The 24,394-nt window shown below is 61.6% G+C and carries 24 protein-coding genes; 8 read left to right on the top strand and 16 right to left on the bottom strand.

The genetic code is table 11. From position 1 onward, the window contains the following. Window positions 1–42: 42 nt before the first annotated feature. The 5 genes from dtpA to rsxD all read right to left on the bottom strand — a co-directional run bounded on the left by dtpA (window position 43) and on the right by rsxD (window position 5,223). Window positions 43–1,557, bottom strand: a complete 1,515-nt coding sequence (gene dtpA, locus BHU62_RS23690; protein WP_073534816.1) for a dipeptide/tripeptide permease DtpA — start codon at window positions 1,555–1,557, stop codon at window positions 43–45. A 605-nt stretch (window positions 1,558–2,162) separates the two neighbouring features. Continuing rightward, the gene (nth, locus tag BHU62_RS23685) at window positions 2,163–2,804 is read right to left on the bottom strand and encodes an endonuclease III (RefSeq protein ID WP_073534815.1); all 642 of its coding nucleotides are present in this window, start codon (window positions 2,802–2,804) and stop codon (window positions 2,163–2,165) included. Continuing rightward, the gene (locus BHU62_RS23680) at window positions 2,804–3,502 is read right to left on the bottom strand and encodes an electron transport complex subunit E (protein ID WP_073534814.1); all 699 of its coding nucleotides are present in this window, start codon (window positions 3,500–3,502) and stop codon (window positions 2,804–2,806) included. The genes nth and BHU62_RS23680 overlap by 1 nt, the downstream gene beginning before the upstream one ends. Continuing rightward, window positions 3,499–4,128 carry an electron transport complex subunit RsxG gene (gene rsxG, locus BHU62_RS23675; RefSeq protein ID WP_073534813.1) on the bottom strand — a complete coding sequence of 210 codons (630 nt, stop codon included), beginning with the start codon at window positions 4,126–4,128 and terminating at the stop codon, window positions 3,499–3,501. Before rsxG ends, BHU62_RS23680 begins: the two co-directional genes overlap by 4 nt. A 9-nt stretch (window positions 4,129–4,137) precedes the next feature. After that, a complete protein-coding gene (gene rsxD / locus BHU62_RS23670) occupies window positions 4,138–5,223 on the bottom strand; it encodes an electron transport complex subunit RsxD (protein WP_073534812.1) in 1,086 nt (361 codons plus the stop codon). Between the two features lie 363 nt (window positions 5,224–5,586). On the opposite strand from rsxD, the gene BHU62_RS23665 reads away from it, so the two are divergent. Further along, a complete protein-coding gene (locus BHU62_RS23665) occupies window positions 5,587–6,480 on the top strand; it encodes a helix-turn-helix domain-containing protein (RefSeq protein ID WP_073534811.1) in 894 nt (297 codons plus the stop codon). A gap of 34 nt (window positions 6,481–6,514) precedes the next feature. Here BHU62_RS23665 and rsxC read toward each other — a convergent pair whose 3' ends face one another. From rsxC to BHU62_RS23645, 4 genes are all read right to left on the bottom strand, one after another. Further along, complete coding sequence (gene rsxC, locus BHU62_RS23660; protein ID WP_073534810.1) at window positions 6,515–8,827, bottom strand: electron transport complex subunit RsxC; 2,313 nt, start codon at window positions 8,825–8,827, stop codon at window positions 6,515–6,517. Beyond that, window positions 8,820–9,392 carry an electron transport complex subunit RsxB gene (gene rsxB / locus BHU62_RS23655; RefSeq protein ID WP_073534809.1) on the bottom strand — a complete coding sequence of 191 codons (573 nt, stop codon included), beginning with the start codon at window positions 9,390–9,392 and terminating at the stop codon, window positions 8,820–8,822. The genes rsxC and rsxB overlap by 8 nt, the downstream gene beginning before the upstream one ends. Then, complete coding sequence (gene rsxA / locus BHU62_RS23650; RefSeq protein ID WP_004938443.1) at window positions 9,392–9,973, bottom strand: electron transport complex subunit RsxA; 582 nt, start codon at window positions 9,971–9,973, stop codon at window positions 9,392–9,394. The genes rsxB and rsxA overlap by 1 nt, the downstream gene beginning before the upstream one ends. A 134-nt stretch (window positions 9,974–10,107) precedes the next feature. Continuing rightward, entirely contained in the window at window positions 10,108–10,548 is a 441-nt protein-coding gene (locus BHU62_RS23645; RefSeq protein WP_047567683.1) for a DUF2569 domain-containing protein, read from the bottom strand. A 236-nt stretch (window positions 10,549–10,784) separates the two neighbouring features. Between BHU62_RS23645 and BHU62_RS23640 the strand changes: the two genes are divergently transcribed. Continuing rightward, window positions 10,785–11,825, top strand: coding sequence for an oxidoreductase (locus BHU62_RS23640; protein WP_073534808.1), 1,041 nt, complete (start codon window positions 10,785–10,787; stop codon window positions 11,823–11,825). 73 nt (window positions 11,826–11,898) lie between these two features. Further along, window positions 11,899–12,903 (top strand): bile acid:sodium symporter family protein, encoded by a 1,005-nt coding sequence (locus tag BHU62_RS23635; protein WP_073534807.1) that lies wholly within the window; start codon window positions 11,899–11,901, stop codon window positions 12,901–12,903. 32 nt (window positions 12,904–12,935) lie between these two features. Here BHU62_RS23635 and add read toward each other — a convergent pair whose 3' ends face one another. Both add and BHU62_RS23625 read right to left on the bottom strand, forming a co-directional pair. After that, entirely contained in the window at window positions 12,936–13,934 is a 999-nt protein-coding gene (add, locus tag BHU62_RS23630) for an adenosine deaminase (protein ID WP_073534806.1), read from the bottom strand. A gap of 136 nt (window positions 13,935–14,070) precedes the next feature. Beyond that, entirely contained in the window at window positions 14,071–14,826 is a 756-nt protein-coding gene (locus BHU62_RS23625) for a DeoR/GlpR family DNA-binding transcription regulator (protein ID WP_073534805.1), read from the bottom strand. 96 nt (window positions 14,827–14,922) lie between these two features. On the opposite strand from BHU62_RS23625, the gene BHU62_RS23620 reads away from it, so the two are divergent. Continuing rightward, a complete protein-coding gene (locus BHU62_RS23620; protein ID WP_073534804.1) occupies window positions 14,923–15,519 on the top strand; it encodes an NUDIX domain-containing protein in 597 nt (198 codons plus the stop codon). Continuing rightward, complete coding sequence (locus BHU62_RS23615) at window positions 15,516–15,884, top strand: NUDIX hydrolase (RefSeq protein WP_073534803.1); 369 nt, start codon at window positions 15,516–15,518, stop codon at window positions 15,882–15,884. The genes BHU62_RS23620 and BHU62_RS23615 overlap by 4 nt, the downstream gene beginning before the upstream one ends. 35 nt (window positions 15,885–15,919) lie before the next feature. Here the strand turns inward: BHU62_RS23615 and BHU62_RS23610 are convergent, their stop codons facing one another. Together BHU62_RS23610 and malX are read right to left on the bottom strand one after the other, a co-directional pair. Continuing rightward, on the bottom strand, window positions 15,920–17,101 hold the full coding sequence (locus BHU62_RS23610; protein ID WP_073534802.1) for a MalY/PatB family protein: 1,182 nt from the start codon (window positions 17,099–17,101) through the stop codon (window positions 15,920–15,922). After that, window positions 17,094–18,713, bottom strand: a complete 1,620-nt coding sequence (gene malX / locus BHU62_RS23605; RefSeq protein ID WP_073534801.1) for a maltose/glucose-specific PTS transporter subunit IIBC — start codon at window positions 18,711–18,713, stop codon at window positions 17,094–17,096. Before malX ends, BHU62_RS23610 begins: the two co-directional genes overlap by 8 nt. A 223-nt stretch (window positions 18,714–18,936) precedes the next feature. On the opposite strand from malX, the gene BHU62_RS23600 reads away from it, so the two are divergent. Next, window positions 18,937–19,968 (top strand): Mal regulon transcriptional regulator MalI, encoded by a 1,032-nt coding sequence (locus BHU62_RS23600; protein ID WP_073534800.1) that lies wholly within the window; start codon window positions 18,937–18,939, stop codon window positions 19,966–19,968. Here the strand turns inward: BHU62_RS23600 and BHU62_RS23595 are convergent. Beyond that, the gene (locus tag BHU62_RS23595; protein WP_073534799.1) at window positions 19,965–20,846 is read right to left on the bottom strand and encodes a LysR family transcriptional regulator; all 882 of its coding nucleotides are present in this window, start codon (window positions 20,844–20,846) and stop codon (window positions 19,965–19,967) included. The two genes, BHU62_RS23600 and BHU62_RS23595, sit on opposite strands and share 4 nt — an antisense overlap. Further along, the gene (locus tag BHU62_RS23590) at window positions 20,839–21,054 is read right to left on the bottom strand and encodes a hypothetical protein (protein WP_139282320.1); all 216 of its coding nucleotides are present in this window, start codon (window positions 21,052–21,054) and stop codon (window positions 20,839–20,841) included. The genes BHU62_RS23595 and BHU62_RS23590 overlap by 8 nt, the downstream gene beginning before the upstream one ends. On the opposite strand from BHU62_RS23590, the gene blaSRT reads away from it, so the two are divergent. After that, window positions 21,053–22,189 carry an SRT/SST family class C beta-lactamase gene (gene blaSRT, locus BHU62_RS23585; protein WP_073534797.1) on the top strand — a complete coding sequence of 379 codons (1,137 nt, stop codon included), beginning with the start codon at window positions 21,053–21,055 and terminating at the stop codon, window positions 22,187–22,189. The two genes, BHU62_RS23590 and blaSRT, sit on opposite strands and share 2 nt — an antisense overlap. A 26-nt stretch (window positions 22,190–22,215) precedes the next feature. Here blaSRT and BHU62_RS23580 read toward each other — a convergent pair whose 3' ends face one another. Continuing rightward, on the bottom strand, window positions 22,216–23,124 hold the full coding sequence (locus BHU62_RS23580; RefSeq protein ID WP_073534796.1) for a LysR family transcriptional regulator: 909 nt from the start codon (window positions 23,122–23,124) through the stop codon (window positions 22,216–22,218). Window positions 23,125–23,225: 101 nt separating this feature from the next. Between BHU62_RS23580 and BHU62_RS23575 the strand changes: the two genes are divergently transcribed. Next, window positions 23,226–24,377, top strand: coding sequence for a serine hydrolase domain-containing protein (locus BHU62_RS23575; RefSeq protein ID WP_073534795.1), 1,152 nt, complete (start codon window positions 23,226–23,228; stop codon window positions 24,375–24,377). Window positions 24,378–24,394: the final 17 nt, after the last annotated feature.

Here is a 24,394-nt window from a genome sequence, read left to right as displayed (position 1 = left end):
CGTTAACCCCGGTGTTTTTGTTTAGGCGCAATTCGCTCGCGATCAGTGAGCCGCGGTGGCTTCCTGCGCTTTCTGATTGGCGTCTTCGGTGGTGTCCAGCGTCATGCGGTACAGCTTCGGCGCGGTCAGCATCATCAGGATGGCGATGACGGCGGTGGCGATGCCGATCTGCATAAACACGTGGCTGTAGATGGCCAGCGAAGCGTGTGCGTCGTTGATGTCGCTTGGGACAGCGGTCATACCGGCGACTTTACCGGCGATCAGCGCGGCGGCGGCGGTGGTCAGGAACCAGGATCCCATGATGAAGCCCATCAGACGCTGCGGCACCAGCTGTGCCACCATCGCCAGGCCCAGACCGGAAATCATCAGCTCACCGATGCTCTGCAGCGCGTAGCTCAGGATCAGCCAGTTGACCGACACGATACCCTGTTCGTTGGCGAAGCTGGCGCCCCAAGGTAGCACCAGGAAGGCGCAGGAGCAGAGGATCATGCCGAAGGCGAACTTGTGCGGCATCGGCAGACGATCGCCCATCTTGTTATACAGCGCGGCCAGAATCGGGCTGGCAACCATGATCCAGAACGGGTTCAGCGCCTGGTACTGTTCCGGCTCGAAGGCGAGGCCGAAGATGTTGTGTTCCACGTTGTGGATGGCGAAGAAGTTCAGCGAGGTCGGCATCTGGCTGTACAGCACGAAGAACACCACCGCTTCCAGCATCAGCAGGAAGGCGACGATCATCTTGCGGCGTGCGGCGCCGTGCAGAGCGAAGGTTTCTTTGGCGAACACCAGTACGATGCCGGCGGAGATGAAGGCCAGCGCCCAGCGGGCGATCACCTGGTTGTGCAGCAGCCAGCTGGAAACGGCGATCAGCGCCACGACGCCGACCAGCACCATCAGCAGCTTCGGCAGGTGCAGCGGTTTGAAGTCAGGTTTGGAACCGTTTTCCTTCACCCATTTTTGGCACAGCATAAAGTTGACCAGGGTGATCAGCATGCCGACCACGCTCAGGGAGAAGGCCACGCTCCAGCCGTATTTCGCCGCCAGCCACGGTGTCGCCAGCATGGAGAAGAAGGAACCGATGTTCACCGACATGTAGTACATGGTGAAGGCGCCGTCGAGACGCGGATCGTCTTTCTCATAGCAGGTGGACAGCAGGGAAGACGGGTTGGCCTTGAACAAGCCGCTGCCCACGGCGATGGTCGCCATGCCCAGGTAGACCCAGAAGATGTCGTGGCCGGAGTAGGCCACCATGGCGTAACCGGCAGCCAGCACCAGCGCGCCGAGCACGATCACGCGCTTGGAGCCGAGCACTTTGTCGCCCAGCCAGCCACCGATGGCGACGAAGCCGTACACCAGGGCGCTGAAGGAAGAGAACAGGGTGATGGAGTCGGCTTCGCTCAGGCCGAGCATCTTGACCAGATAGACCGCCATGATGCCCTGCAGGCCGTAGTAGCCGAAACGCTCCCACAGTTCGATCGAGAAGATCAGATAGAACGCCTTCGGTTGTTTGAAAGCGTTAAGACTCACGCTCTCCGGATGTTGGTTGTTTGCTGTTGACACTGGTACCTCTGTTTTTTCGCAGCCCGTCTTAGGAAGACGGGAAAGTACAAAAGTTGATGCGGAACGGCATCCTTTTGCGTTGTTATAGGATGGGGACGGCGGTTAATGTTCACTATCTTTGTCAACGTGGCAAGCAGTTTGTCATATTCGGTTACATTTAACGCTGGCAGAATTATGCTGCGATGTTGCAAATGTTATGCAGTATTAACTTTCGGGTTTTAATGATTTGCCAATTTTTTGTTTTGATTAAAAGCTATACGGATTTTAAACAGGGATATATTCTGCTGAATTGCTATTTTTTAGCGCATCAGTGTATGTACGGTTATTAATCCGTTGGAATGTTGTGTATATGGCGCATTTTGTAAAATTATAGAAATTCAGGAAAACGGCACTGGCATTTGTGAACGTCTTGTGATCCTGAAAGCGTGACGTTCACCGCAATTTTCGACTAATTTTTCGCTTGAAAATAACGCGACGTTGGGTTTTTCACCGAAAACCGCGATAACGCCGGGGTTACTGCTGCGCAATATCACATTTCCGATAAAAAAGAGGGGCTGACGGGGGGAGGCGGTAGAAGCGGGCGCGGTTTGTCGCGCCCGGTACACTCAGGATTCCGGGTAAACCTTTTCTTTATACTCGCACAGATCTTCGATAATGCAGGAGCCGCAGCGCGGTTTGCGCGCGATACAGGTGTAACGCCCGTGCAGGATCAGCCAGTGGTGGCAATCGACCTTGAATTCGGCGGGTACCACCTTCAACAGCTTCTCTTCCACCTGATCGACGTTCTTGCCCGGCGCAAACTGAGTGCGGTTACACACGCGGAAGATATGGGTGTCCACGGCAATGGTCGCCCAACCGAAGGCGGTGTTGAGCACCACGTTGGCGGTCTTGCGGCCGACGCCCGGCAGCGCTTCCAGCGCGGCGCGGTCTTCCGGTACTTCGCCGCCGTGCAGCTCCAGCAGCATGCGGCAGGTCTTGATCACGTTTTCGGCCTTGCTGTTGAACAGGCCGATGGTCTTGATGTACTCCTTGACGCCATCAACCCCCAGCGCCAGCATGGCGGCGGGGGTGTTGGCGACCGGGTAAAGCTTGGCGGTCGCCTTGTTGACGCTCACGTCGGTGGCCTGCGCAGACAGCAGCACCGCGATCAGCAGCTCAAACGGCGTGGTGTACATCAACTCGGTGGTCGGGTGCGGGTTGTTGTCGCGCAGCCGGGTCAGAATTTCCAATCGCTTCTGTTTGTTCATCAGGCCTTCTCTGCGCGTCCTTGTTCCAGCAGCGGCTCCGCCGCCACGGCGCGGGCTTTGCGCGCCTTCATTTTTTCGTCGATCAGGTATTTGACCGCCAGCAGCAGCCCCAGGCCGATAAAGGCACCCGGTGGCAGCATCGCCAGCAGGAATGGGCTGTCGAAATGCACCACTTCGATGCGCAGCGATTTGGCCCAGCTGCCCAGCAGCTGATCGGCGCCGTCGAACAGCGTGCCGTTGCCCAGCAATTCGCGCATCGAGCCCAGCGTTACCATCACGCCGGTGGCGCCGAGGCCGATAGCCAGACCGTCCAGCGCCGAGAGGCCGACCGGTTTCCGCGCGGCCACCGCTTCGGCGCGGCCCACCACGATGCAGTTGGTCACGATCAAAGGAATAAAGATCCCGAGCGATTGGTACAGGCCAAAGGCATAGGCGTTGATCAGCATCTGCACGATGCTCACCACGGCGGCGATGATCATCACATAGATTGGAATACGCACTTCGCTCGGCACCCAGCGGCGCACCGCGGAGATGGAGGCGTTGGTCAAGACCAAAACCAGGGTGGTGGCCAGCCCCAGGCCGAGCGCGTTGGTGACGGTGGAGGTCACCGCCAGCAGCGGGCACATGCCCAGCAGCTGCACCAGAGCGGAGTTGTTCTTCCACAACCCCTGGACGATCAATTCTTTGGCTTCACTCATTCGGCGGCTCCACACGCAGGTAAGCTTTCAAGTTTAGGCGGCAGCGTTTCCATATACAACGCCGTGCGGCGCACCGCATTGACCACCGCACGCGGGGTGATGGTGGCGCCGGTGAACTGGTCGAACATACCGCCGTCTTTCTTCACCGCCCAACGCTTATCGTCCGGGCCTTCGATTTTCTTGCCGCTGAAGAAAGAAATCCAGTTGGAAATGCGCAGCTCGATCTTATCCCCCAGCCCAGGCGTTTCGTGGTGTTCAATCACCCGGGTGCCGAGTACCGTGCCGCTGAAGTCGGCGCCGACCAGCAGCTTGATGGCACCGGAGTAGCCGTCCGGGGCGGTGGTTTCCAGCGCGGCGGCGGTCGGCTGCCCGTTTTTGCGCGCCAGATACAAGCGGTGCGGCGCGCTGTCGCCCAGCGCCGGATCGCTGACCAGGAAACATTCATTCTGCATGATGTTGTCGTAGTTTTCCGGCGGCACCACCTGATCGAGCAGCGCTTTTTGCTGCAGCGCCGCCTGATGGGCGATGGTGCTTTTCGTCAGGGTATAGACGACGGCGGTCAGGCCGGTGGTGACCGCCGCGAACACCGCCAGCGTGGTGCCGTGCTTTCTCATGGAATTCAGCATGGCGGCTCCTTAGCGATGGCCATACACGCGTGGCTGCGTGTAGTGGTCGATTAACGGGACGGTGATATTGGCCAACAGCACGGCGAAGGCCACGCCGTCGGGATAGCCGCCATAGACGCGGATCAGCCAGACCAGCACGCCGATCAGCGCGCCGTAGATCAAACGGCCCTTCGGTGTGGTGGAGGCGCTGACCGGATCGGTGGCGATAAAGAACGCACCCAGCATGCTGGCGCCGGAGAACAGATGGATCAGCGGCGAAGCCTGATGCGCCGGATCGATCCACCAGGCCAGACCGGAACAGAACGCGATGGCGGCCAACATGCTGAACGGGATCTGCCAATGGATGAGACGGCGCGCCAGCATAAACAGGCCGCCGGCGAGGAAGCCGAGGTTGACCCACTGCCAGCCGATACCGGCCAGCGCGCCGCCGAACAGCGGTTGCTGCAACACCTGTTCTACGCTGTGCCCGCTGCGCAGGCCGGTTTTGAAACCATCGAGCGGCGTGGCTTGGCTGATGCCGTCCACGCCCATCTGCAGTTCGTGCAGCGTCGCGCCCTGCGCGGTATGGCCGCTGAAAATGGCCAGCAGCGTGTCATGGAACGACAGCGCGGTGGCGCGCAGCTCATCCGGCGGCAGCCAGCTGGTCATCTGTACCGGGAAGGAGATCAGCAACACCACGTAACCGACCATCGCCGGGTTGAATGGGTTTTGCCCGAGGCCGCCGTACAACTGCTTGGCGATAACGATGGCGAAGAAGGTGCCGATGACGATCATCCACCACGGGGCCAGCGGCGGCAGGCTGATGCCGAGCAGCAGCGCGGTCAGCAGGGCGGAGTTATCCGCCAGCCGGCTGCGCACCGGCAGCTTGCGCAGCTTGAGGATCGCGCCTTCCGCGGCCAGCGCGACGATCGCCGCCAGCGCCACCTGAATCAATACGCCGTAGCCGAAGAACCAAATCTGTGCCGCGATGCCGGGAATGCACGCCAACATGACCCACAGCATGATGCGGCTGGTGCTTTGCTGGTTGTGGGTGAACGGCGAGCTGGCGATGTGTAAGCCTTTGGCGGCTGTGGGTGATACCGGCCTGAACTTCATAGAGTAACGATACCTTCTGCGCCGCGCCTGCGGCAGTTTCGATGCGCCGTTCTGAAGGCGCGGCAAAAATGATAGCCGAGCATTCTACCTGATTCGGCGTGAGGGTAATACGCCTTAATCATAGGGGTATTCAGCTTTTCGCATTCGCGGTATCGGGGCGATGCGATTTGATTTTTTTTGGCCGGAAAATGGGCTAACGTGAGGAATTGTCAGTGGAACTTGCGCCGCCATCGACCGCGAAAAATGGGATAACCATATGAATGAGATATGATTTTCCTCCGATTTTCCGCACAAAATAACAACTTTCACATAATCCGTGTAGGTTACTATCGCGAACATTATTGAGTTAGTGAATCCATAATAATGACAAATGAAGACATTTTTTTTATTGAAGAGCTAATTGAGTGGGTAGAGATACATCTGGAGAAACGGCCAAACCTGGATGAAGTTGCGCGCATTTCCGGCTATTCCAAGTGGCATCTGCAGCGTAAATTCAAGCGTATTACCGGCATTCAACTCGCCACCTACATCCGTTCGCGCATCCTGACGCGCGCCGCGGTGGCGCTGCGCATCACCCGTCGTTCCATCATCGACATCTCCGATGAGCTGGGCTTCGATTCGCAGCAGACCTTTACCCGCATGTTCAAGCAGCGCTTCGGCACCACCCCCAATCGCTACCGCTCGATGGAGCACTGGGACGTGAAAAATTTGATGCCGCGCTTTAACTTTGAAGCCAGCTACGGCGCCGGCTATTATCCGGAAGTGAAGCGGCTGACGCTGCCTGACATGCAGTTGTTCGGCCTCTCGCGCCGGCTGGATTTCGCCTCTGAACAGGAGCTGGAGTACTCTTCCTGCATGGCGATGAAAGACGAGATTTTCAACGACTTCTTCAAGGGGCTGCACGTCGACTGCCGGCGAATTTACAGTATCTATTCACCCCACGCCGGGGAAGGCGACGAGCTGTCATCTACGCTGGTGATGGCGGTAGATCCCGAACATAAAAAGGATATTCTTTCCAATCATCAGATAGACACCATCCATCTGCCGAGCCGCGAGTTTATCTCCATCAACCATAAGGGCACGGCGAAAGAGTGTCTGCAGTTTTTCGGTTACCTGATGTCGCATGTGATGCCGGGGCTGAAGGATGAGGTGCGTGGCAGTATGGAAATGGAGATCATTCAAACCAAAGAGTGGAATCCGGAATCTAAACTGCGCCAAATTGAGGTGGATTATACCTACCTGATCTCTATCGATTAAGCGGCGCCCGGCGTAGGCCAGGCGCCGCTGTCTATCATTTGTCTACCGTTTCGGCCGCCAGCGATTCTCTGGCGGCTTTCTTGGCTTTGGCGCGGGCGATAGCCGCCGCCACCGCCGCCTTGCGCGGATCTTCTTCGACGGCCGCTGCTGGAGGCGGTTCCGTTGGTGCAGGGGCGTCCGCCTGCTGCGCCGCTTTCTTGGCTTTGGCGCGGGCGATAGCCGCCGCTACCGCTGCCTTGCGCGGATCTTCTTCGACGGTTGCTGCTGGAGGCGGTTCCGTTGGTGCAGGGGCGTCCGCCTGCTGCGCCGCTTTCTTGGCTTTGGCGCGAGCGATAGCCGCCGCTACCGCCGCCTTGCGCGGATCTTCTTCGACGGCGGCTGGAGGCGGTTCCGTTGGTGCAGGGGCGTCTGCCTGCTGCGCCGCTTTCTTGGCCTTTACACGCGCCAGAGCGGCAGCGACCGCCGCCTTGCGCGGATCTTCTTCGACGGCGGCTGGAGGTGGCTCCGTTGGTGCAGGGGCGTCCGCCTGCTGCTCTGCTTTTTTGGCCTTTACGCGCGCCAGAGCGGCAGCGACCGCTGCCTTGCGCGGATCGTCCTCAGCCGCAGCGGTGCTTTCAGCGGCAGGTGCTTCCTTGCGCGCTTTCACGCGGGCCAGCGCGGCGGCCACGGCGGTTTTGCGCGCGTCGTCGCCGGAGACTGTCGGTGATGCTTCTTCCGCCTCGGCTGCCAACTGGGCGCGGCGTTCGCGCGCCTGCGCTTTGCGCGCTTCGCGGGCGGCGATCATCTCGCTGTTATCGGGCTGCTGGCCATCGACCGGCGTGACTGCCGCTTCGGCGTTCTTGCTGCGCACGCGCGCCAGCGCGGCCTGTACCGCACCGTGATCGTCGTCGGTCAGTTTGACGGCGGCCTTTTTGTGTCGCTCTTCGCGCGCCAGTTTTTCACGCTCCAGGCGGGCCAACTTGGCTTCGTAACGGGCCTTGGCTTCGGCGGTGCGCGCCGCTTCCAAATCGATAGCCTTGATCTCGGCCTTTTCCTGGCGATAGTACTGCACCAACGGAATATTGCTGGGGCAGACGAACGCGCAGGCGCCGCATTCGATGCAGTCGAACAGATTATGGTTGCGCGCCTTGTCGTGCTCCTGCCCACGGCTGAACCAATACAGCTGCTGCGGCAGTAGCCCGGCAGGGCAAGCGTCGACGCACAGGCCGCAGCGAATGCAGGACTGCTCCGGCTCTTGTGGCGTCATTTCATCGACCGTCGGCGCCAGAATACAGTTGCTGATCTTGACGATAGGCACGTTCAACGCGGGCAGGGTGAAGCCCATCAACGGGCCACCCATGACCACCATCTGCTGTGTCTGCGGGCGGAAACCGACGACATCGAGCAGATGCTGCACCGGCGTGCCGATACGCGCCCACAGGTTGCCCGGGCGCTCGATCGCCTCGCCGGTCAGGGTGACCACGCGCTCAATCAGCGGTTCGCCGTCGACGATCGCCCGTTTGATGGCGAAGGCGGTACCGACGTTCTGCATCAGCACGCCGATGGCGGAGGAGTGCTTGCCGTGCGGCACTTCCTTGCCGGTCAGGATTTTGGTCAGCTGCTTGGCGCCGCCGGACGGATATTTGGTCGGGATGACGCGCAGCGCAATGCTGGACTGGCCGCGCAGGGCCTGTTTCAGCGCCGCAATCGCCTCCGGCTTGTTGTCTTCGATGCCGATCATCGTGACTTTGGGTTGCAGAATATGCTGCAGGATTTGCGTGCCTTCGATGATCTGGTCGGCATGTTCCTGCATCAGGCGATCGTCGGCGGTGATGTAAGGCTCGCATTCGGCGGCGTTGAGGATCAGCGTTTCCACGCCGCTCATGCCGCCCTGCAGTTTGCTGGCGGTCGGGAAACCGGCGCCACCCAGACCGGCGATGCCGGCCTGATGAATGCGCTGAATCAGCTCCGCCGCCGGCGCTTGGCGGTAGTCCGCCACCGGATCGCGTTCGCACCAGCGGTCTTCGCCGTCCGCCTCGATAATCACGCACAGTTCCGTCAGCCCGGAAGGGTGAGCGGTGATGTGCGGCGTGATGGCGCTGACGGTGCCCGACGTGGGGGCGTGCACCGGCACGGTGCGGCCGCGGCCGACGGTCAGCGGTTGGCCTTTCAGCACCCGATCGCCGGGAGTGACGCAGAGTTCGCCTTCCGGCCCCAGATGCTGTTGCAGCGGAATGATAAAGGTCTTGGGCAGGGGGGCGACACGCAGCGGCGCGCCGCTGGACTGGGTCTTCATTTCCGGTGGATGGATCCCGCCGTCGAAATCCCAGATCCGGTCTTTTTTAAAGGCGGCGAACAGATTAAGCATGTTGCTCCACGTGGATCACTTGCACCGGGATCGTCTTCATGTCCCACTTCCAGTTGGCGGTGGTGGTGGCGACCGGTCTCATTTCAATACAGTCGGTAGGGCAAGGGGCGACGCACAGGTCGCAGCCGGTGCAGAGGTCGGTAATGACGGTGTGCATGGCGCGGGTGGCGCCGACGATGGCGTCCACCGGGCAGGCCTGGATGCATTTGGTGCAGCCGATGCAGTTGGCCTCGTCGATATAGGCCACTTTACGCTCCGGCTCGGCGGCGGCTTCGCTGCCCAGCGGCTGCGGTTCGACGTTGAGCAGTTCCGCCAGTTTCAGCATCACCTGCTCACCGCCCGGCGCACATTTATTGATCATCTCGCCGTTGGCCACCGCCTCGGCGTAGGGGCGGCAACCGGGGTAGCCGCACTGGCCGCACTGGCTCTGCGGCAGGATCGCGTCGACCTGCTCGGCGACCGGATCCTCCTCCACCTCAAAACGGCGCGCGGCGTAGCCCAACACCAGTCCGAACAGCAGCCCGAGTGCGCTCAGGGCCGCGATAGCTATCCACAACGCGTTCATTAGAATTTCACCAGCCCGGTAAAGCCCATAAAGGCCAGCGACATCAGCCCGGCGGTGATCAGCGCGATCGAGGAGCCGCGGAACGGCGCCGGCACGTCGGCGACGGCCAGGCGCTCGCGGATGGCGGCGAACAGCACCATCACCAGCGAGAAGCCGGCGGCGGCGCTGAAGCCGTAAACGGCGGACTGCAGGAAGTTATAGCCGAGGTTGACGTTAAGCAACGCAACGCCGAGCACCGCGCAGTTGGTGGTGATCAGCGGCAAGAAGATGCCCAGCAGGCGATAGAGCGCCGGGCTGGTCTTGCGCACCACCATCTCGGTGAACTGCACCACCACGGCGATCACCAGAATGAAGGAGAGGGTGCGCAGATACACCAGATCCAGCGGAACCAGAATAAAGGTGTTGATCACCCAGGCACTGACGGAGGCCAGCGTCATGACGAAGGTGGTGGCCATTCCCATGCCGATGGCGCTTTCCAGCTTCTTGGAAACGCCGAGGAACGGGCACAGGCCAAGAAACTTCACCAGAACGAAGTTGTTCACCAGTACGGTGCCGACAAACAGGAGCAGGTATTCGGTCATTGCGATGCCTAAAAAAATAAAAGCCGCCTATTATCGGGAATCGGCGGCCGGACGACAACATATGAATAGCAGGGGTATTGCCTTTTTTGGTGAAAATTTACACAAAAACCCAATAAAACGTGCTGCAACCGCCCTTAACGTTCGGTAAAGGTCCCTTTGACCCGCTGTGAGCGCTTGATGTAAGGCACCAGCAACGCCGCCATCAGCAGCGGCCAGCCGAGGCTGCGCACCGCCACTTCATCCGGCACCGGCGCGAAGGCGAAGGCTTTCACCGCCAGGATCACCGTGATCAGCAGCCACAGCAAGAACAGCTTGGGGAAGCGCTGAGAACGCTGGCAAAACAGCCACAGCAGCCACAGGGTGAAACACCACATCAAGAGCGTGGTCAGCACCGAGAAGTACCACTGCAGGGTAAACGCCTGGGCGTTGGTCAGCAGGTAGTCGCGCGATTCGGGCATGAAGATCGCCATGGCGTACAGGAGCAGCATCAGGCTGGCGCTGAGCAGGGTGACGATCAGATAGGCCATCGGGGCCAGCAACCAACCGCCGATACGGGAGTATTCAGCTTGAGACATAAAACGGCTTCCTGATTGAAACGGGGATCACAGGCGGCATAGCTTAGCGGGTAATACCGGCTTCGTCATCCTTATCAACCGGATGGCGCGGCGTCGCGGTGCCCGGGCCGCACGTTTGGCTACTCCGATGCCGTTTCGAGCCCGCTTTGAGTTAACATCTCATTTACTTCTTGTTCCGCCAGGCCGCATGGTGTCAAATCGAAAGGGTCTGTCGTGAGCCTGCAAGAGGAAATCCCATGGCTGAGAAAATTCGTGTCGGGCTGGTCGGTTACGGCTACGCCGGCAAAACCTTTCATGCGCCGCTGATCGCCGGTACGCCGGGGTTGGAACTGGCCGCCGTCTCCAGCAGCGATGCCGGCAAGGTACGCGCCGACTGGCCGTCGATGACGGTGGCCGGCGATGCGCAGGCGCTGTTCGCCGATCCGACCCTCGATCTGATTGTCATTCCCACTCCCAACGATACCCACTTTCCGCTGGCACAACAGGCGCTGGCCGCCGGCAAGCACGTGGTGGTGGATAAACCGTTCACCGTGACATTGTCACAAGCAAAGGCGCTGCAACAGCAGGCTCAGCAGAGCGGTTTGCTGCTGTCGGTGTTCCATAACCGCCGCTGGGACAGCGATTTCCTCACCCTCAAAACGCTGTTGAACGACGGCGCGCTGGGTGAGGTGGTGTATTTCGAGTCGCATTTCGATCGCTACCGGCCGCAGGTACGCCAGCGTTGGCGCGAACAGGGCGGTGTCGGCAGCGGCCTCTGGTACGATTTGGGGCCGCATCTGCTCGACCAGGCGCTGCAACTCTTCGGCAAGCCGGAACGGCTGTTCGTCGATCTGGGCGAACTGCGGCCAGGGGCGCAGGCGGTGGATTATTTCCACGTGCTGCTGCGCTATGGCGATCGCCGCGTGGTGCTGCACGCCAGCATGCTGGCGGCGGCAGAGAGCCCGCGTTATGTGGTGCACGGCACCCGCGGCAGCTATGTCAAATATGGTCTCGATCCGCAAGAAGACCGCCTGAAGGCCGGCGAGCGTTTGCCGCAGGCCGACTGGGGCTATGACATGCGTGAAGGTGTAGTGACGCTGTCACGCGGTGATCTGTTGGCGGAGCAGCCGTTGCTGAATATTCCCGGCAACTACCCGGCCTATTACGCCGCGGTGCGCGACGCGATCGCCGGTATTGGCGAAAACCCGGTGCCGGCCGGCGACGCCATCGAGGTGATGGCGCTGATCGAACTGGGATTGGAGTCGGCCCGATTGCAGCAGGCGCTGCCGGTGGTCTGACCCTTCATGCTTATCTGCGGCCCGGCGCAACGTAGGGCCTTTTTACGACTTTTCGTGCAAGGAAATCCGTTTAATGTCCTGGTTGCAGCGTTTGCGCATTGATAAATTTTTGCTGGTATTGATTGTGGTGGTGATCGTCGCCTCGCTGTTCCCCTGCGAAGGCATCTGGAAAACCTTCTTTGACCATCTGACCACCGCCGCTATCGCACTGCTGTTCTTTATGCACGGCGCCAAGCTGTCGCGCGAGGCGATCGTTGCCGGCATGAGCCACTGGAAGCTGCATCTGCTGGTGTTCCTCAGCACCTTTGCGCTGTTCCCGTTGCTCGGGCTGGCGATGAACCTGCTGGTGCCGGGCATCATGACGCCGACGGTCTATCTCGGCTTCCTCTACCTGTGCGCACTGCCGGCCACGGTGCAATCGGCCATCGCCTTTACCTCGGCGGCGGGCGGCAACGTGGCGGCGGCGATCTGCAGCGCTTCGGCATCGAGCATCCTCGGCGTATTCCTGTCGCCGCTGTTGGTGGGGGCGTTGATGCATACCCAGGGCGGCGATACCGACGTAGTGCACGCCATCGGTTCGATCATTTTGCAACTGATGGTACCGTTCGTGGTTGGCCACCTGGCGCGGCCGCTGATCGGCAAATGGGTCGATCGCCATCGCAAACTGATCAACCTCACCGATCGCTCGTCGATCCTGCTGGTGGTGTACACCGCGTTCAGCGCGGCGGTGGTGGAAGGCATTTGGCACCGCATCGACGGCTGGTCGCTGCTGACCATTCTGGTGATGTCGCTGGTGCTGCTGGCGGTGGTGCTGGTGATCAACACCTATGCGGCGCGTTGGCTGGGCTTTAATACCGCTGATGAGATCACCATTGTGTTCTGCGGTTCGAAAAAGAGCCTGGCGAACGGTATTCCGATGGCCAACGTGCTGTTCCCGGCCGCAGCGGTGGGCGCCATGGTGTTGCCGCTGATGATTTTCCACCAGGTGCAGCTGATGGTGTGCGCGGTGCTGGCGCAGCGCTATGCGCGTAAAACCGCCAAACAGCGGGCAGAGGCCGAGGCACTGGCGTCCAAATGACGATGGGCGCGTGACCGCGCCCATCAAGAGAATTAACCCCGGACTTTGGCGCGCAGCGCCTGTTTTCCCTGCTCGCTGAGGAAGGCCATTTTCAGGCCGTTTTCCTGCGCGGTGCGGATTTCCTCCGGCGTCAGCCCGGCCTGCGGCGCAGCGACGCGGTATTCGTGCTCGATCTCGATGCCCTGAACCGCCGGATCGTCGGTGTTGATCGACGCCAGCACGCCGTGGCGCAGGAAGGTGGCCAACGGATGCTGTGCCAGCGAAGGCACGGTGCTGGTCTGGATATTGGAGGTCAGGCAGGACTCGATGCCGATGCCGTGTTCCGCCAGGAAGTCCATCAGCGCCGGATCTTCGACCGCTTTCACCCCGTGGCCGATACGCTCGGCGCCCAACTCGCGGATCGCCTGCCAGATGCTTTCCGGGCCGGCGGCTTCGCCCGCGTGCACGGTGATACGCAGACCGGCGTCGCGCGCGCGGTTGAAGTGGTTGAGGAACAGGCTACCGGGGAAGCCCAGCTCATCGCCCGCCAAATCCAGCGCGGTAATGCCCTCGCGGTGTGCCAGCAACCCTTCCAGCTCCTGTAGGCAGGCGGCTTCGCCAAAGGTGCGGCTCATGATGCCGATCAGGCGAATGTCGATGTCGCGATCGCGGCAGCCTGAACGGATCCCGTCGATCACCGCTTCCACCACGCCGGCGACCGGCAGCTGGTGCTTCATCGCCATGTAGTAAGGGGAAAAACGCAGCTCGGCGTAGTGCAGGCCGGCGTTGGCGGCGTCCTCGACGTTTTCGTAGGCCACCCGGCGACAGGCGTCCAGATCGCCCAGCACCGCCACACCCCAGTCCAGTTTCTGCAGGAAACTGACCAGATCCGGTTCGGCATGGGTGATCTGCACGTGCGGGCGCAGGCTCTCCAAATCGTTGGCCGGCAGGGCGAGATTGAACTGGCGACCGAGGTCGAGAATGGTCTGTGCGCGGATATTGCCGTCGAGATGGCGGTGAATGTCGGTAAGCGGTAGGCGGGGATCGATCATGCTGGGCACTCGCTAATTTATCGTAGGTAAAGTGCAGAACAGTATAAAAACAAATGAATGAAACTTGCCATCTCGTTGCATAAAAAAGTGACTTTCATCACAAATAATGCGAGGTGTATCGCATTATCGTCGTGAATCAGGCTTTCAACACGCTGACGCCCGCCTGCTGCAACGGTGCGATCAATGCGTCGTCGGTGGCGCGTTCAACGATGATGGTATGCGCCAGCGTAATGTCACCGATCGCATACTGCGATGCGGCGTTAAGCTTGGCGGCGGAGGCCAGCACCACGGTTTCCGCCGCGCGGGCCGCCAGCGCGCGCTTGATATAGGCTTCTTCCAGATCGCCGGTGCTCAGCCCCGCAGTGGGATGCACCCCGGTCACGCCCATAAAATAGATATCGGCGCGAATGTGCGACATCGCCTCCACCGCGGCGGCGCCGACGCTGACGATCGAATGCTTGTACAGCCGGCCGCCGATCAGGATCACCTCGACCGTGGGGTGATCGACCAGACCCACGGCGACGCTGGGGCTGTGGGTGACGATGGTGGCGTTCAGGTTGGGCGGCAGCTGCTTGACCAGCTCTGCGGAGGTGGTGCCGCCGTCGACGATCACCACCTGTCCGGGGGCGATCATCGCCGCCGCCGCTTTGGCGATGGCGCGTTTGGCACCGGATTCCAGCTGGTTGCGTTCGGCGAAGCTGGCGATGGCGGAGGAAACCGGCAGGGCGCCGCCGTGCACCCGCTGCAGCAAACCTTCTGCGTCCAGTTCGCGCAGATCGCGCCGGACAGTATCTTCCGACAGCCCGAACATCTCGCTGAGCTGTTTAGCCAAGACCTGGCCGTCCCGGGCCAGTTTTTCCAGGATGATCTTCTTGCGCTGGCTGGTCAACATGGCGCCTTCCTCTCAAATTTTGTTTGCACGAAATATCTTGATCATACACGAAACTGCACGATAGTATCAATTTCCTTCCTATGGCGGAGTAAACCGATGATAGCTACCAAAGATCGGGTTCGCATTGTCGAAACCCAGGTGTTGTCCGATGACTGGTACCTGCTGAAAAAAACCACCTTTGACTTTCTGCGGCGCGACGGCGTTTGGCAGCGACAGAGCCGTGAGACCTACGATCGCGGTGATGGTGCGGTGATTTTGCTGTTCAACCGGCAGGCGCAAACGGTGATCCTGACGCGCCAGTTCCGCTTTCCGGTATTCGTCAATGGCCACGACGGCATGTTGATTGAGGCCGCCGCCGGGTTGCTCGACAACGCGTCGCCGGAGGCGCGCATCCGCGCCGAAGCGGAAGAGGAAACCGGCTATTTCGTGCAGAACGTGGAGAAAGTGTTCGAAGCTTATATGAGCCCAGGCTCGGTCACCGAGAAGCTGCACTTTTTCGTCGGTGAGTATCAGGCGGGCGACCGCATCAACGAGGGCGGCGGGGTGGCGGCGGAGGGCGAAGATCTGGAGGTGATCGAGCTGCCGCTGGCGCAAGCCCTGCAGGCGGTTCGCCAGGGCACGATCGTGGACGCCAAGACCATCATGCTGCTGCAGTTTGTCGCCTTGAACCGGACGATGGAGGAAAGTCGATGAAAGCTCAACAAATCTTGATCGCCGGCCCCTATCGCAGCGGCACCGATGGCGATCCGCAGCGCATCGCCGCCAATCTGGCGCGCCTGGAGCAGGCGGCGCTGGCGGTCTACCAGCGGGGGCACGTGCCGGTGATCGGCGAATGGCTGGCGCTGCCGTTGGCGGCGGCGGCGGGTTCCACTCAGGTGGGCGATGCGGTGAGCGAGGCGTTTCTCTACCCGGTGGCCCATCGGCTGATTGCGCAGTGTCAGGCGGTGTATCGCATCGAAGGGGCGTCGGCGGGGGCAGATAACGACGTGCGGCTGGCCAACGAGTGGGGGTTGGCGGTCTATCACCGTCTGGAGGATATCCCGCTCGTTCAGGCGTAATGGCGGTGGGGCGGGTGCAGGCTCGCCCCCTCAAGTCATTGTTGGTCGAGGACGAACCTCAGTCCGGCGATCAGCTTGTCCATGCCGGCTTCCAGCTTGCTGCGCGGGCAGCCGACGTTGAGGCGCAGGAAACCGCGGCCCTCCTCACCGTAGGTAAAGCCCGGCATGATCGCCACCTTTTCCCGCTCGATCAGCACCTGCTGCAATGTGCGATCGTCAACGGCCAGCCGCCTTAGATCGATCCAGGCCAGATAGGTGGCCTGCGGCGGGCGCCAGCCCAGCGCGGGAAACGCCTGCTCCAGCCGTTCGGCGACGTAGGTCAGATTATCCTGCAGATAGTCGCGCAGGGCATCCAGCCAGGGTTCGCCGTGACGATAGGCGGCCACGTGCGCCGCCACCGCCAGCACCGCCGGCGAGGATAGGCCGTCGCGGGCTTTCAGCTGCTGAAAATAGGCCTCGCGGCTGGCGTCGTCGCTGATAAAACCGTAGGCGCCGGTCAGCGCCGGAATGTTGAAACTCTTGGAGCCGGAGGTCAGCAATGCCCAGGCACCGGTCGCCACCTGGCTCCACGGCGTATGGCGATGCTCCCCCCATACCATGTCCATGTGGATCTCATCGCTGATCACGCGCACGTCGTGGCGTTCGCACAGCTCGGCCATTTGCTGCAGCTCTTCGCGGCGCCACACCTTGCCGGTAGGGTTGTGCGGGCTGCACAGCAGCAGGATCTTGGTCTGCGGCCGCGCCAGCAGCGCTTCGAGATGCGCCATATCACAGCGCCAGTCGTCGCTGGCTTTGTGCAGCGGGCAGGCCAACAGCTGGCGCTGGTTGGCGAGGATCACCTTATAGAAGGCGTCATAGGCCGGGGTATGAGTCACCACGTAGTCTCCCGGCGCGGACCACTGGCGGATCAGCTGCGCCGCCATGTAGATCACCGAAGGGCCGTACACCGCCGTCGCGGTGTCGATGGCGGCGTTGAAACGTTGCTGATACCAGTGCCGCAGTGCGCCGAGAAAATCCTCGTGCTGCCAGCGGCTGTAACCCAGCACGCCGTGCTGCAGGCGCTGTTGCAGCGCTTCGAGAATGCACGGTGCGGTGGCGAAATCCATGTCGGAGATGGTAAACGGCAGCAGATCGGCGCTGCCGAAACGATCGGCGATGTAGTCCCACTGGGTGCACCAGGTGCCGTGGCGGTCGATTGGGGTGGCGAAATCAAACATGGGTGGCTCCCTGCAGCGCCGCGGCAGGTTGCGCCGTGGCTATCAGTGAGTCTAATTCATCCTTCACCGATTGCACCTGCGGGCCGATCACCACCTGCAGATTATGTTCGTTGAGATGCACCACGCCGATGGCGCGGTTGGCCTTCAGCGCGGCGTCGTCCACCTGGCTCATGTCGTTGACCGACAGGCGCAGGCGGGTGATGCAGTTGTCCAGCGTGACGATGTTGTCTGGGCCGCCGAGCGCCGCCAAAATCGCCGGCGCGTTGTAGCCGGATTTGCCCACCGCGCCACCAGGCGCGCTTTGGCTGACGGCGCCGTCGGTCTCGCGGCCCGGCGTTTTGATGTTAAAGCGCTGGATGGCGAAGCGGAAAATGGCGTAATAGCCGACGAACCAGACGGCGGCCACCACCGGCACCAGATACCACTTGGTGGCGGTGCCGTGCAGAATGCCGAACACCACGAAGTCGATGATATTGCCGTCGGTGTTGCCGATGGTCACGCCCAGCAGCGCCATCACGGTAAAGCCCAACCCGGTGAGCAGTGCGTGGATCAGATAGAGGAACGGCGCGACGAACAAGAACAGGAACTCGATCGGCTCGGTGGTGCCGCCGACCACGCAGGCCACCACGCCGGAGATCAGCAGCCCTTTAATTTTATGGCGATTCTCCGGTTTGGCGCAGTGGTACATCGCCAGCGCCGCGCCTGGCAGGCCGCCGAGGAACGCCGGCATTTTCCCCTGCGACAGGAAGCGGGTGGCGCTTTCGGCGAAGCCGGTGGTGGTTGGGCAGGAGAGCTGCGCCTGGAAAATGGTCAGGGCACCGCTGACGCTGTGGCCGCACACCTCCATCGTACCGCCCGCTTCGGTAAAGCGGATCAACGCCACCAGAATGTGCTGCAGGCCGAACGGCAGCAGCAAGCGTTCGCCGGTGCCGAACAGCATCGGCCCAAAGGCGCCGGCGCTGTTGATCACCCAGCCCAGCCCGGTGATACCGGCGGCGAACCACGGCCAGATCAGCGGGATCACCAGGCCGCACAGGCCCAGTACCACGGTGGTGACGATCGGCACGAAGCGCGTGCCGCCGAAGAACGCCAGCGCGTCCGGCAGGCGGATGGTGTGGAAGCGTTCATGCAGGCGGTAGACGATGATGCCGACGATCACCGCGCCGAGGATACCGGTATCGATCGACTGAATACCGAGAATGTTCTGGATGTTGTTGGCTTTCAGCACCAGCGGATCGCTGGTGGGCAGCACGCCGGCGGCGGTCAGGTAGAAATTGGTGCCCAGATTCAGCACGGCGAAGCCGACGAAGCCGGAGAAGGCGGCGACGCCCTTGTTCTCGCGCGCCATGCCCAGCGGGATAGCGATGGCGAACATCACCGGCAGGAAACTGAAGGCGAAAGAACCGATCTTGCTCATCCAAGTGAAGATCAGCTGGAAGATCGGGTGGCCGATAAACGGCATCAGCGTGATCACGTCGCGGCTGCTCAGCGAGCTGCCGATCCCCAGCATGATGCCGCAGAAAGAGAGCAAGGCGACGGGCAACATGAAGGTTTTACCCAGGCTCTGGAAGAACTCCCAGAGGGTGATTTTTTGTTTGTTGGTTGCGGACATAACCGACTTCTCCTGGCGAAAAGACGAGCAAAAAGGGGGTTCCCGATTAGGTAAAAAGAAGATAAAACGTTTTACCTAGCAAAAATGCGCCGCCAATCACAAATCTGCCGCCCAGTTTTTGGCGACAATGCGGCAGGCAGTAAAACGTTTTACTGAGCTAACGGATTCGGTATACCCTTGCTCATCACGGCGCGGGTTGCCCAGGAACGGGTTCGCAGAGACTATGAGCATCAAAAAGATCACCATCACCGATGTGGCGCAGCAGGCGGGCGTTTCGGTCACCACGGTTTCCCTGGTGTTGAGCGGCAAGGGGCGCATTTCGCCGACCACCGTCGAGAAGGTCAATCAGGCGATAGAGCAGCTGGGCTACGTGCGCAATCGCCAGGCGGCGACGCTGCGCGGCGGTGAGTCCGGGGTGATCGGCCTGATCCTGCGCGACATTTGCGAACCCTTCTATGCCGAAATGACCGCCGGGCTGAGCGAAGCGCTGGAGACGCACGACAAGCTGCTGTTTTTGACGCAGAGCGGGCGCGACGGCCAGGGGTTGCAGCGCGCGTTTGATGCGCTGCTGGCGCAGGGCGTCGACGGCATCGTGCTGGCGGGTGGCATTCGCGCGGCGGCAGGTCTGAAGGAAAAGGCGGCCGAGCAGGGCGTGCCGCTGGTGTGCGTGGCGCGCTCCAGCGGTCTCGATGGGGTGGACGTGGTGCGGCCGGACAACATGCAGGCCGCCAAGTTGGCCACCGAATTCCTGATCTCACGCGGCCACAGCCAAATCGCCTACCTCGGCGGCCAGAGCGACTCATTGACGCGCGCCGAGCGGTTGGGCGGCTTTTGCGCCACGCTGTTGCAATACGGCCTGCCGTTTCGCAGCGAGTGGATCGTCGAGTGCGATTGCCGGCAGCGCCAGGCGGCGGAAGCGGCGGAGCAACTGCTGCGTCAATACCCGAATATTACCGCCATCGTCTGCCACAAGGCGTCGGTGGCGCTCGGCGCTTATTTTGGCCTGACGCGCAGCGGCCGCAGTATTGGCTCGGATGGGATCGACGCCTACTACGGCCAACAGGTGGCGCTGATCGGCTTCGGCGACGTGCCGGAGGCCGAGCTGACCGAGCCGCCGCTGACTTTCGTCTCCAGTTCGGCGCGGGAAGTGGGGCGCAGCGCCGCCGCGCGCCTGCTGCAGCGCATCAATGACGCCGACCTGCCGGCGCAGAATGTCATTCTGCCGCCGACGTTGATCCGGCGCGGTTCCGCCTAGCCCCGCCGCTGTTCCTCTTCCGCCTCCCGGCGGATCCAGCCGATAAAGGTTTTCATCGCCGGCGTCAGATCCCGTGATTTCAAGTGGGTCAGCCAATAGGCGCCGAGCGCGGCCTCGGCGGCGAACGGCCGCTGCAGCGCGCCGCCGGCCAGTTCGCGGCGGAACATGCTGACCGGCGCCAGCGCCACGCCGTCGCACTGGATCGCGCCTTCCACCATCAGCCTTGACGAGTCGAACACCGGGCCGTTGATCCGCCACGGCGTTACCTGCGCCGCGGTGAACCAACGCTCCCATTCATCCTTGCGGTAGGTGCGCATCAGCAGCTCATGCTGCAGATCCTGCGGCGTGCGCAGGCGCGCGGCGACCGCCGGCGGGCAGAGCACCGTCAGCGGCGCGTCGAACAGCTTGATATTGCGGGTGGTGGGCCATAGCCCTTCGCCGAAACGGATGGCGAAATCCATGCCGTCGGCCGACAGATTGACCAGGTTGTTGTGGGTTAGCACCCGCAGATCGATGAACGGGTGCGCTGCACGGAACGCCGCCAGTCGCGGTATCAGCCAGCCGACGGCGAAGGTGCCGACCACCGCCACCGTCAGCACCTCGTGGAAATGCCCGCCTTCGAACTGCTGCAGCACCGCTTCGATGCGGTCGAAGGCATCGCTCAGCACCGGCAGCAGCGCCTGACCCTCTTCGGTCAGGTCCAGGCCGCGCGGCAGGCGGCGGAACAGCTGAATGCCCAGCTGTTCTTCCAGCATGCGCACCTGTTGGCTGACGGCGGCCTGGGTGACGCGCAGCTCCAGGCCGGCGCGGGTGAAGTTCAGGTGGCGGGCGGAGGATTCGAACGCCCGCAGGGCGTTGAGGGGAAGTCGGTTACGCATTGTTGATAGCCATAAATTTTTCTTTATGCTGGCTGAAATTATTATCGCTTGTCAACCCGGCGGCAAAAAACGATATTTGGCGCAGCTGCTGCGAGAGTGGCGGAAACCGTAAAGGAATGACATCATCAATCAGGGAAAGCGCCGTGCATAATGCCAATAAAATCTTTTGGCCGCGGCCGATGCCCTGCAACCGAAGAGTTTCTATCATGACAAAAATGAATCGCCTGGCGGCCGCGCTGATCGCCGCACTGATCCTGCCGGCCGCGCACGCCGCACAGCAACAGGATATCGACGCCGTTATTCAGCCGCTGATGAAAAAATACGGCGTGCCGGGCATGGCGATCGCCGTGTCGGTGGAGGGTAAACAGCAGATTTACCCGTATGGCGTTGCCTCGAAGCAGACCGGCAAACCGATCACCGAGCAGACGCTGTTTGAAGTGGGCTCATTAAGCAAAACCTTCACTGCGACGCTGGCGGTCTATGCGCAGCAGCAGGGCAAGCTGTCATTCAACGATCCGGCCAGCCGCTACCTGCCCGAACTGCGCGGCAGCGCCTTCGACGGCGTCAGCCTGCTGAATCTGGCGACCCACACCTCCGGCCTGCCGCTGTTCGTGCCGGACGAGGTGACCAACAACGCCCAGCTGATGGCCTACTACCGGGCCTGGCAGCCGAAACACCCGGCGGGTAGCTACCGCGTCTATTCCAACCTCGGCATCGGCATGCTGGGCATGATCGCCGCCAAGAGCCTCGACCAGCCGTTTATCCATGCCATGGAACAGGAGATGCTGCCGGCGTTGGGCATGAGCCACACCTACGTTCAGGTGCCGGCGGCGCAGATGGCCAACTATGCCCAGGGTTACAGCAAGGACGATAAGCCGGTGCGGGTCAATCCCGGCCCGCTGGACGCCGAGTCTTACGGCATCAAATCCAACGCCCGCGATCTGATTCGCTACCTGGACGCCAACCTGCAGCAGGTGAAGGTCGCGCAGCCGTGGCGTGATGCGCTGGCCGCGACGCATGTCGGTTATTACAAGGCGGGCGCGTTCACGCAGGATCTGATGTGGGAGAACTACCCGTATCCGGTGAAACTGTCGCGTTTGATCGAAGGCAACAACGCCGGGATGATCACGAACGGCACGCCGGCCACCGCCATCACGCCGCCGCAGCCGGAATTGCGCGCCGGTTGGTATAACAAAACCGGCTCCACAGGCGGCTTCTCCACCTATGCGGTGTTTATCCCGGCGAAAAACATCGCCGTGGTGATGCTGGCCAACAAGTGGTTCCCGAACGACGACCGTGTCGAGGCGGCTTACCGCATCGTACAGGCGCTGGACAAACGCTGACGGCCAGGGGCGCCGGTGGGGCGCCCCTACCACCGATGCTGTTGTTCACGCCGTTCGCGCATGAAATCGATAAAGGCGCGCAGCTTGAGCGGCAGGTGCCTGCCGGCGGGAAAGTAGATGAAAAATCCCGACGTTTCGCTGGCGTACTCCGACAACATTTCCACCAGTTGGCCCTGTGCCAGTTCCTGCAACACCGTGCCCTGAAAACGTTGCGCGATGCCCATGCCCGCCAACGTCGCGTCTTTAATCAACCGATCCTCGTTAAAAATCAAACCGCCGCCGACGTCCAGCGCGCGCTCGCCGCCGTCCTGGCTGAAATACCAGGGTTCCAGTTTGCCGCTGCCGGGGAAACGGTAGCGCAGGCAGTGGTGAGCCGGCAGATCGTCAGGCGTGGCCGGTGCGCCGCAGCGCGCCAGATAGTCGGGCGAGGCGACCAGCACCCGGCGTTGACCGTTGTCGATCGGCACGGCGATCATGTCCTTTTGCAGCATGGCGTGCATGCGAATGCCGGCGTCGAAGCTGCCCAGCACCAGATCGGAAAAACGGTCTTCGGTAAACAGCTCCAACTGCACCCCAGGATAGCGCCGTTGAAATTCGGCCAGGTGCGGCATCACCAGCAGCGAAGCGGCCAGCTGCGGCAGCGTAATGCGCAGCAGACCTGCCGGCTGAGCGCCCAGGGTGCGCACGTCGTCCGCCGCCACGTCGATCTGGCTCATGGCCGGTGACACCTTCTGATAAAACAGCAGGCCCTCGTCGCTGAGGCGAACCGAGCGGCTGGTGCGGTGGAATAGCCGCACTCCCAGCTGATTTTCCAGCGCCTGAATATTTTGCGATACCGCCGGCGGCGTGACGCCCAGCTGGTTGGCCGCGCGGGTGAAGTTGCCCAGACGTGCGACGGCTTCGAAATAGGGCAGCAGTTGCAGGAGTGAACTCATAGATTGCTAACCTGTGCTTAATGATTCATTAAATTATGCCTTATTTTATTTTACGACGAACGTTCTAGACTGACTGTACTTTCCATCAAAGAGCAAAAATCATGTGGGCAGAACAACAGGCGTTAACAGAACGGATCGCTGCGATCGATCACCAGGCGATGGACGAAGGCCGCATCGTGGGCAGCGTGGTGCTGGTGGCCCGGCAGGGTGAAATAGTCTACGCCGGGGCGGCCGGGTATGCCGATCGCGAAGCGCGGCGGCCGATGCGGCGGGAAACGCAGTTTCGGCTGTCGTCGGTCTCCAAACCTTACACCACGCTGGCGGCGCTACGCCTGATTGAACGGGGCAAACTGAGCCTGGACGCTGTGGTCAGCGATTGGCTGCCGTGGTTTACCCCGGCGCTCGCCGACGGTCGTCGGCCGGCGATCAAAATCCGTCATTTGCTGAGCCATACCGCCGGGCTGGACTATCGGCTGAATCAACCGCCGACGGGCGTGTACGCTCAGTTGGGGATCCAGGATGGCGTGGAGCAGTCGACGCTGACGCTGGAGCAAAATCTGCGGCTGTTGGCGCAGGCGCCGTTGCTGTCGGAACCGGGGGAGCGCTTCAACTATTCGCTGGCGATCGACGTGCTCGGCGCCGTGCTGGAGCGGGTGACGGGCATGTCGCTGCCGCAGCTATTCACCGAATGGGTGGCGCAGCCGCTGGGGCTGGGCAATACCGCGTTCCATGCGACGGACGCTGCGCACCTGGCGACGCCTTACTACAATACGCCACAGGGGCCGCAGCGCATGCCGGAAGGTGCGCGGGTGGCGCTGCCTGAGGGCATGGGGACTGACGTGGTATTTTCACCGGCGCGCGCGCTCAACGCCGATGCTTATCCTTCCGGCGGTGCGGGCATGGTCGGCGATGCCGACGATGTGCTGCGGCTGGTGGAGGCGTTGCGCAGCGGCGGGCAGGGCATCCTGCAGCCGGACACGGTGGCGTTGCTGCGTAGCCCGCACGTCGACGCACAGGCGCAGACGCAAGGGCCGGGCTGGGGATTCGGCTTCGGCGGCGCGCTGCTGGTGGACGCAGAAGCGGCGGAAACGCCGCAACATGCGGGCACGCTGAGCTGGGGCGGTGTTTACGGCCACAGCTGGTTCTTCGATCCCGAGGCGGCGCTGAGCGTGGTGATATTGACCAACACCGCGTTCGAAGGCATGTGCGGCCGCTATCCGCAGCAGATCCGCGATGCGGTGTATGCGGCGTAAATAAAAAGGGCCCCGCA

The sequence above is a fragment of the Serratia marcescens genome (assembly GCF_001902635.1).
In the GTDB taxonomy this organism is placed as follows: Bacteria; Pseudomonadota; Gammaproteobacteria; order Enterobacterales; family Enterobacteriaceae; genus Serratia; species Serratia marcescens_F.
The sequence above is the reverse complement of the archived record's forward strand: the minus strand, read 5'-3'. Positions and strand labels throughout refer to the sequence as shown.

Coding starts and splice junctions, on each gene's coding strand:
- blaSRT (WP_073534797.1), top strand. CDS start 21,053: ATGACAAAAATGAATCGCCTGGCGGCCGCGCTGATCGCCGCACTGATC.
- BHU62_RS23635 (WP_073534807.1), top strand. CDS start 11,899: ATGTCCTGGTTGCAGCGTTTGCGCATTGATAAATTTTTGCTGGTATTG.
- nth (WP_073534815.1), bottom strand. CDS start 2,804: ATGAACAAACAGAAGCGATTGGAAATTCTGACCCGGCTGCGCGACAAC.
- rsxB (WP_073534809.1), bottom strand. CDS start 9,392: ATGAACGCGTTGTGGATAGCTATCGCGGCCCTGAGCGCACTCGGGCTG.
- BHU62_RS23665 (WP_073534811.1), top strand. CDS start 5,587: ATGACAAATGAAGACATTTTTTTTATTGAAGAGCTAATTGAGTGGGTA.
- BHU62_RS23620 (WP_073534804.1), top strand. CDS start 14,923: ATGATAGCTACCAAAGATCGGGTTCGCATTGTCGAAACCCAGGTGTTG.
- BHU62_RS23680 (WP_073534814.1), bottom strand. CDS start 3,502: ATGAGTGAAGCCAAAGAATTGATCGTCCAGGGGTTGTGGAAGAACAAC.
- BHU62_RS23600 (WP_073534800.1), top strand. CDS start 18,937: ATGAGCATCAAAAAGATCACCATCACCGATGTGGCGCAGCAGGCGGGC.
- BHU62_RS23595 (WP_073534799.1), bottom strand. CDS start 20,846: ATGCGTAACCGACTTCCCCTCAACGCCCTGCGGGCGTTCGAATCCTCC.
- malX (WP_073534801.1), bottom strand. CDS start 18,713: ATGTCCGCAACCAACAAACAAAAAATCACCCTCTGGGAGTTCTTCCAG.
- BHU62_RS23580 (WP_073534796.1), bottom strand. CDS start 23,124: ATGAGTTCACTCCTGCAACTGCTGCCCTATTTCGAAGCCGTCGCACGT.
- BHU62_RS23610 (WP_073534802.1), bottom strand. CDS start 17,101: ATGTTTGATTTCGCCACCCCAATCGACCGCCACGGCACCTGGTGCACC.
- rsxC (WP_073534810.1), bottom strand. CDS start 8,827: ATGCTTAATCTGTTCGCCGCCTTTAAAAAAGACCGGATCTGGGATTTC.
- BHU62_RS23625 (WP_073534805.1), bottom strand. CDS start 14,826: ATGTTGACCAGCCAGCGCAAGAAGATCATCCTGGAAAAACTGGCCCGG.
- rsxA (WP_004938443.1), bottom strand. CDS start 9,973: ATGACCGAATACCTGCTCCTGTTTGTCGGCACCGTACTGGTGAACAAC.
- BHU62_RS23615 (WP_073534803.1), top strand. CDS start 15,516: ATGAAAGCTCAACAAATCTTGATCGCCGGCCCCTATCGCAGCGGCACC.
- BHU62_RS23575 (WP_073534795.1), top strand. CDS start 23,226: ATGTGGGCAGAACAACAGGCGTTAACAGAACGGATCGCTGCGATCGAT.
- rsxD (WP_073534812.1), bottom strand. CDS start 5,223: ATGAAGTTCAGGCCGGTATCACCCACAGCCGCCAAAGGCTTACACATC.
- BHU62_RS23645 (WP_047567683.1), bottom strand. CDS start 10,548: ATGTCTCAAGCTGAATACTCCCGTATCGGCGGTTGGTTGCTGGCCCCG.
- BHU62_RS23640 (WP_073534808.1), top strand. CDS start 10,785: ATGGCTGAGAAAATTCGTGTCGGGCTGGTCGGTTACGGCTACGCCGGC.
- BHU62_RS23590 (WP_139282320.1), bottom strand. CDS start 21,054: ATGATAGAAACTCTTCGGTTGCAGGGCATCGGCCGCGGCCAAAAGATT.
- add (WP_073534806.1), bottom strand. CDS start 13,934: ATGATCGATCCCCGCCTACCGCTTACCGACATTCACCGCCATCTCGAC.
- rsxG (WP_073534813.1), bottom strand. CDS start 4,128: ATGCTGAATTCCATGAGAAAGCACGGCACCACGCTGGCGGTGTTCGCG.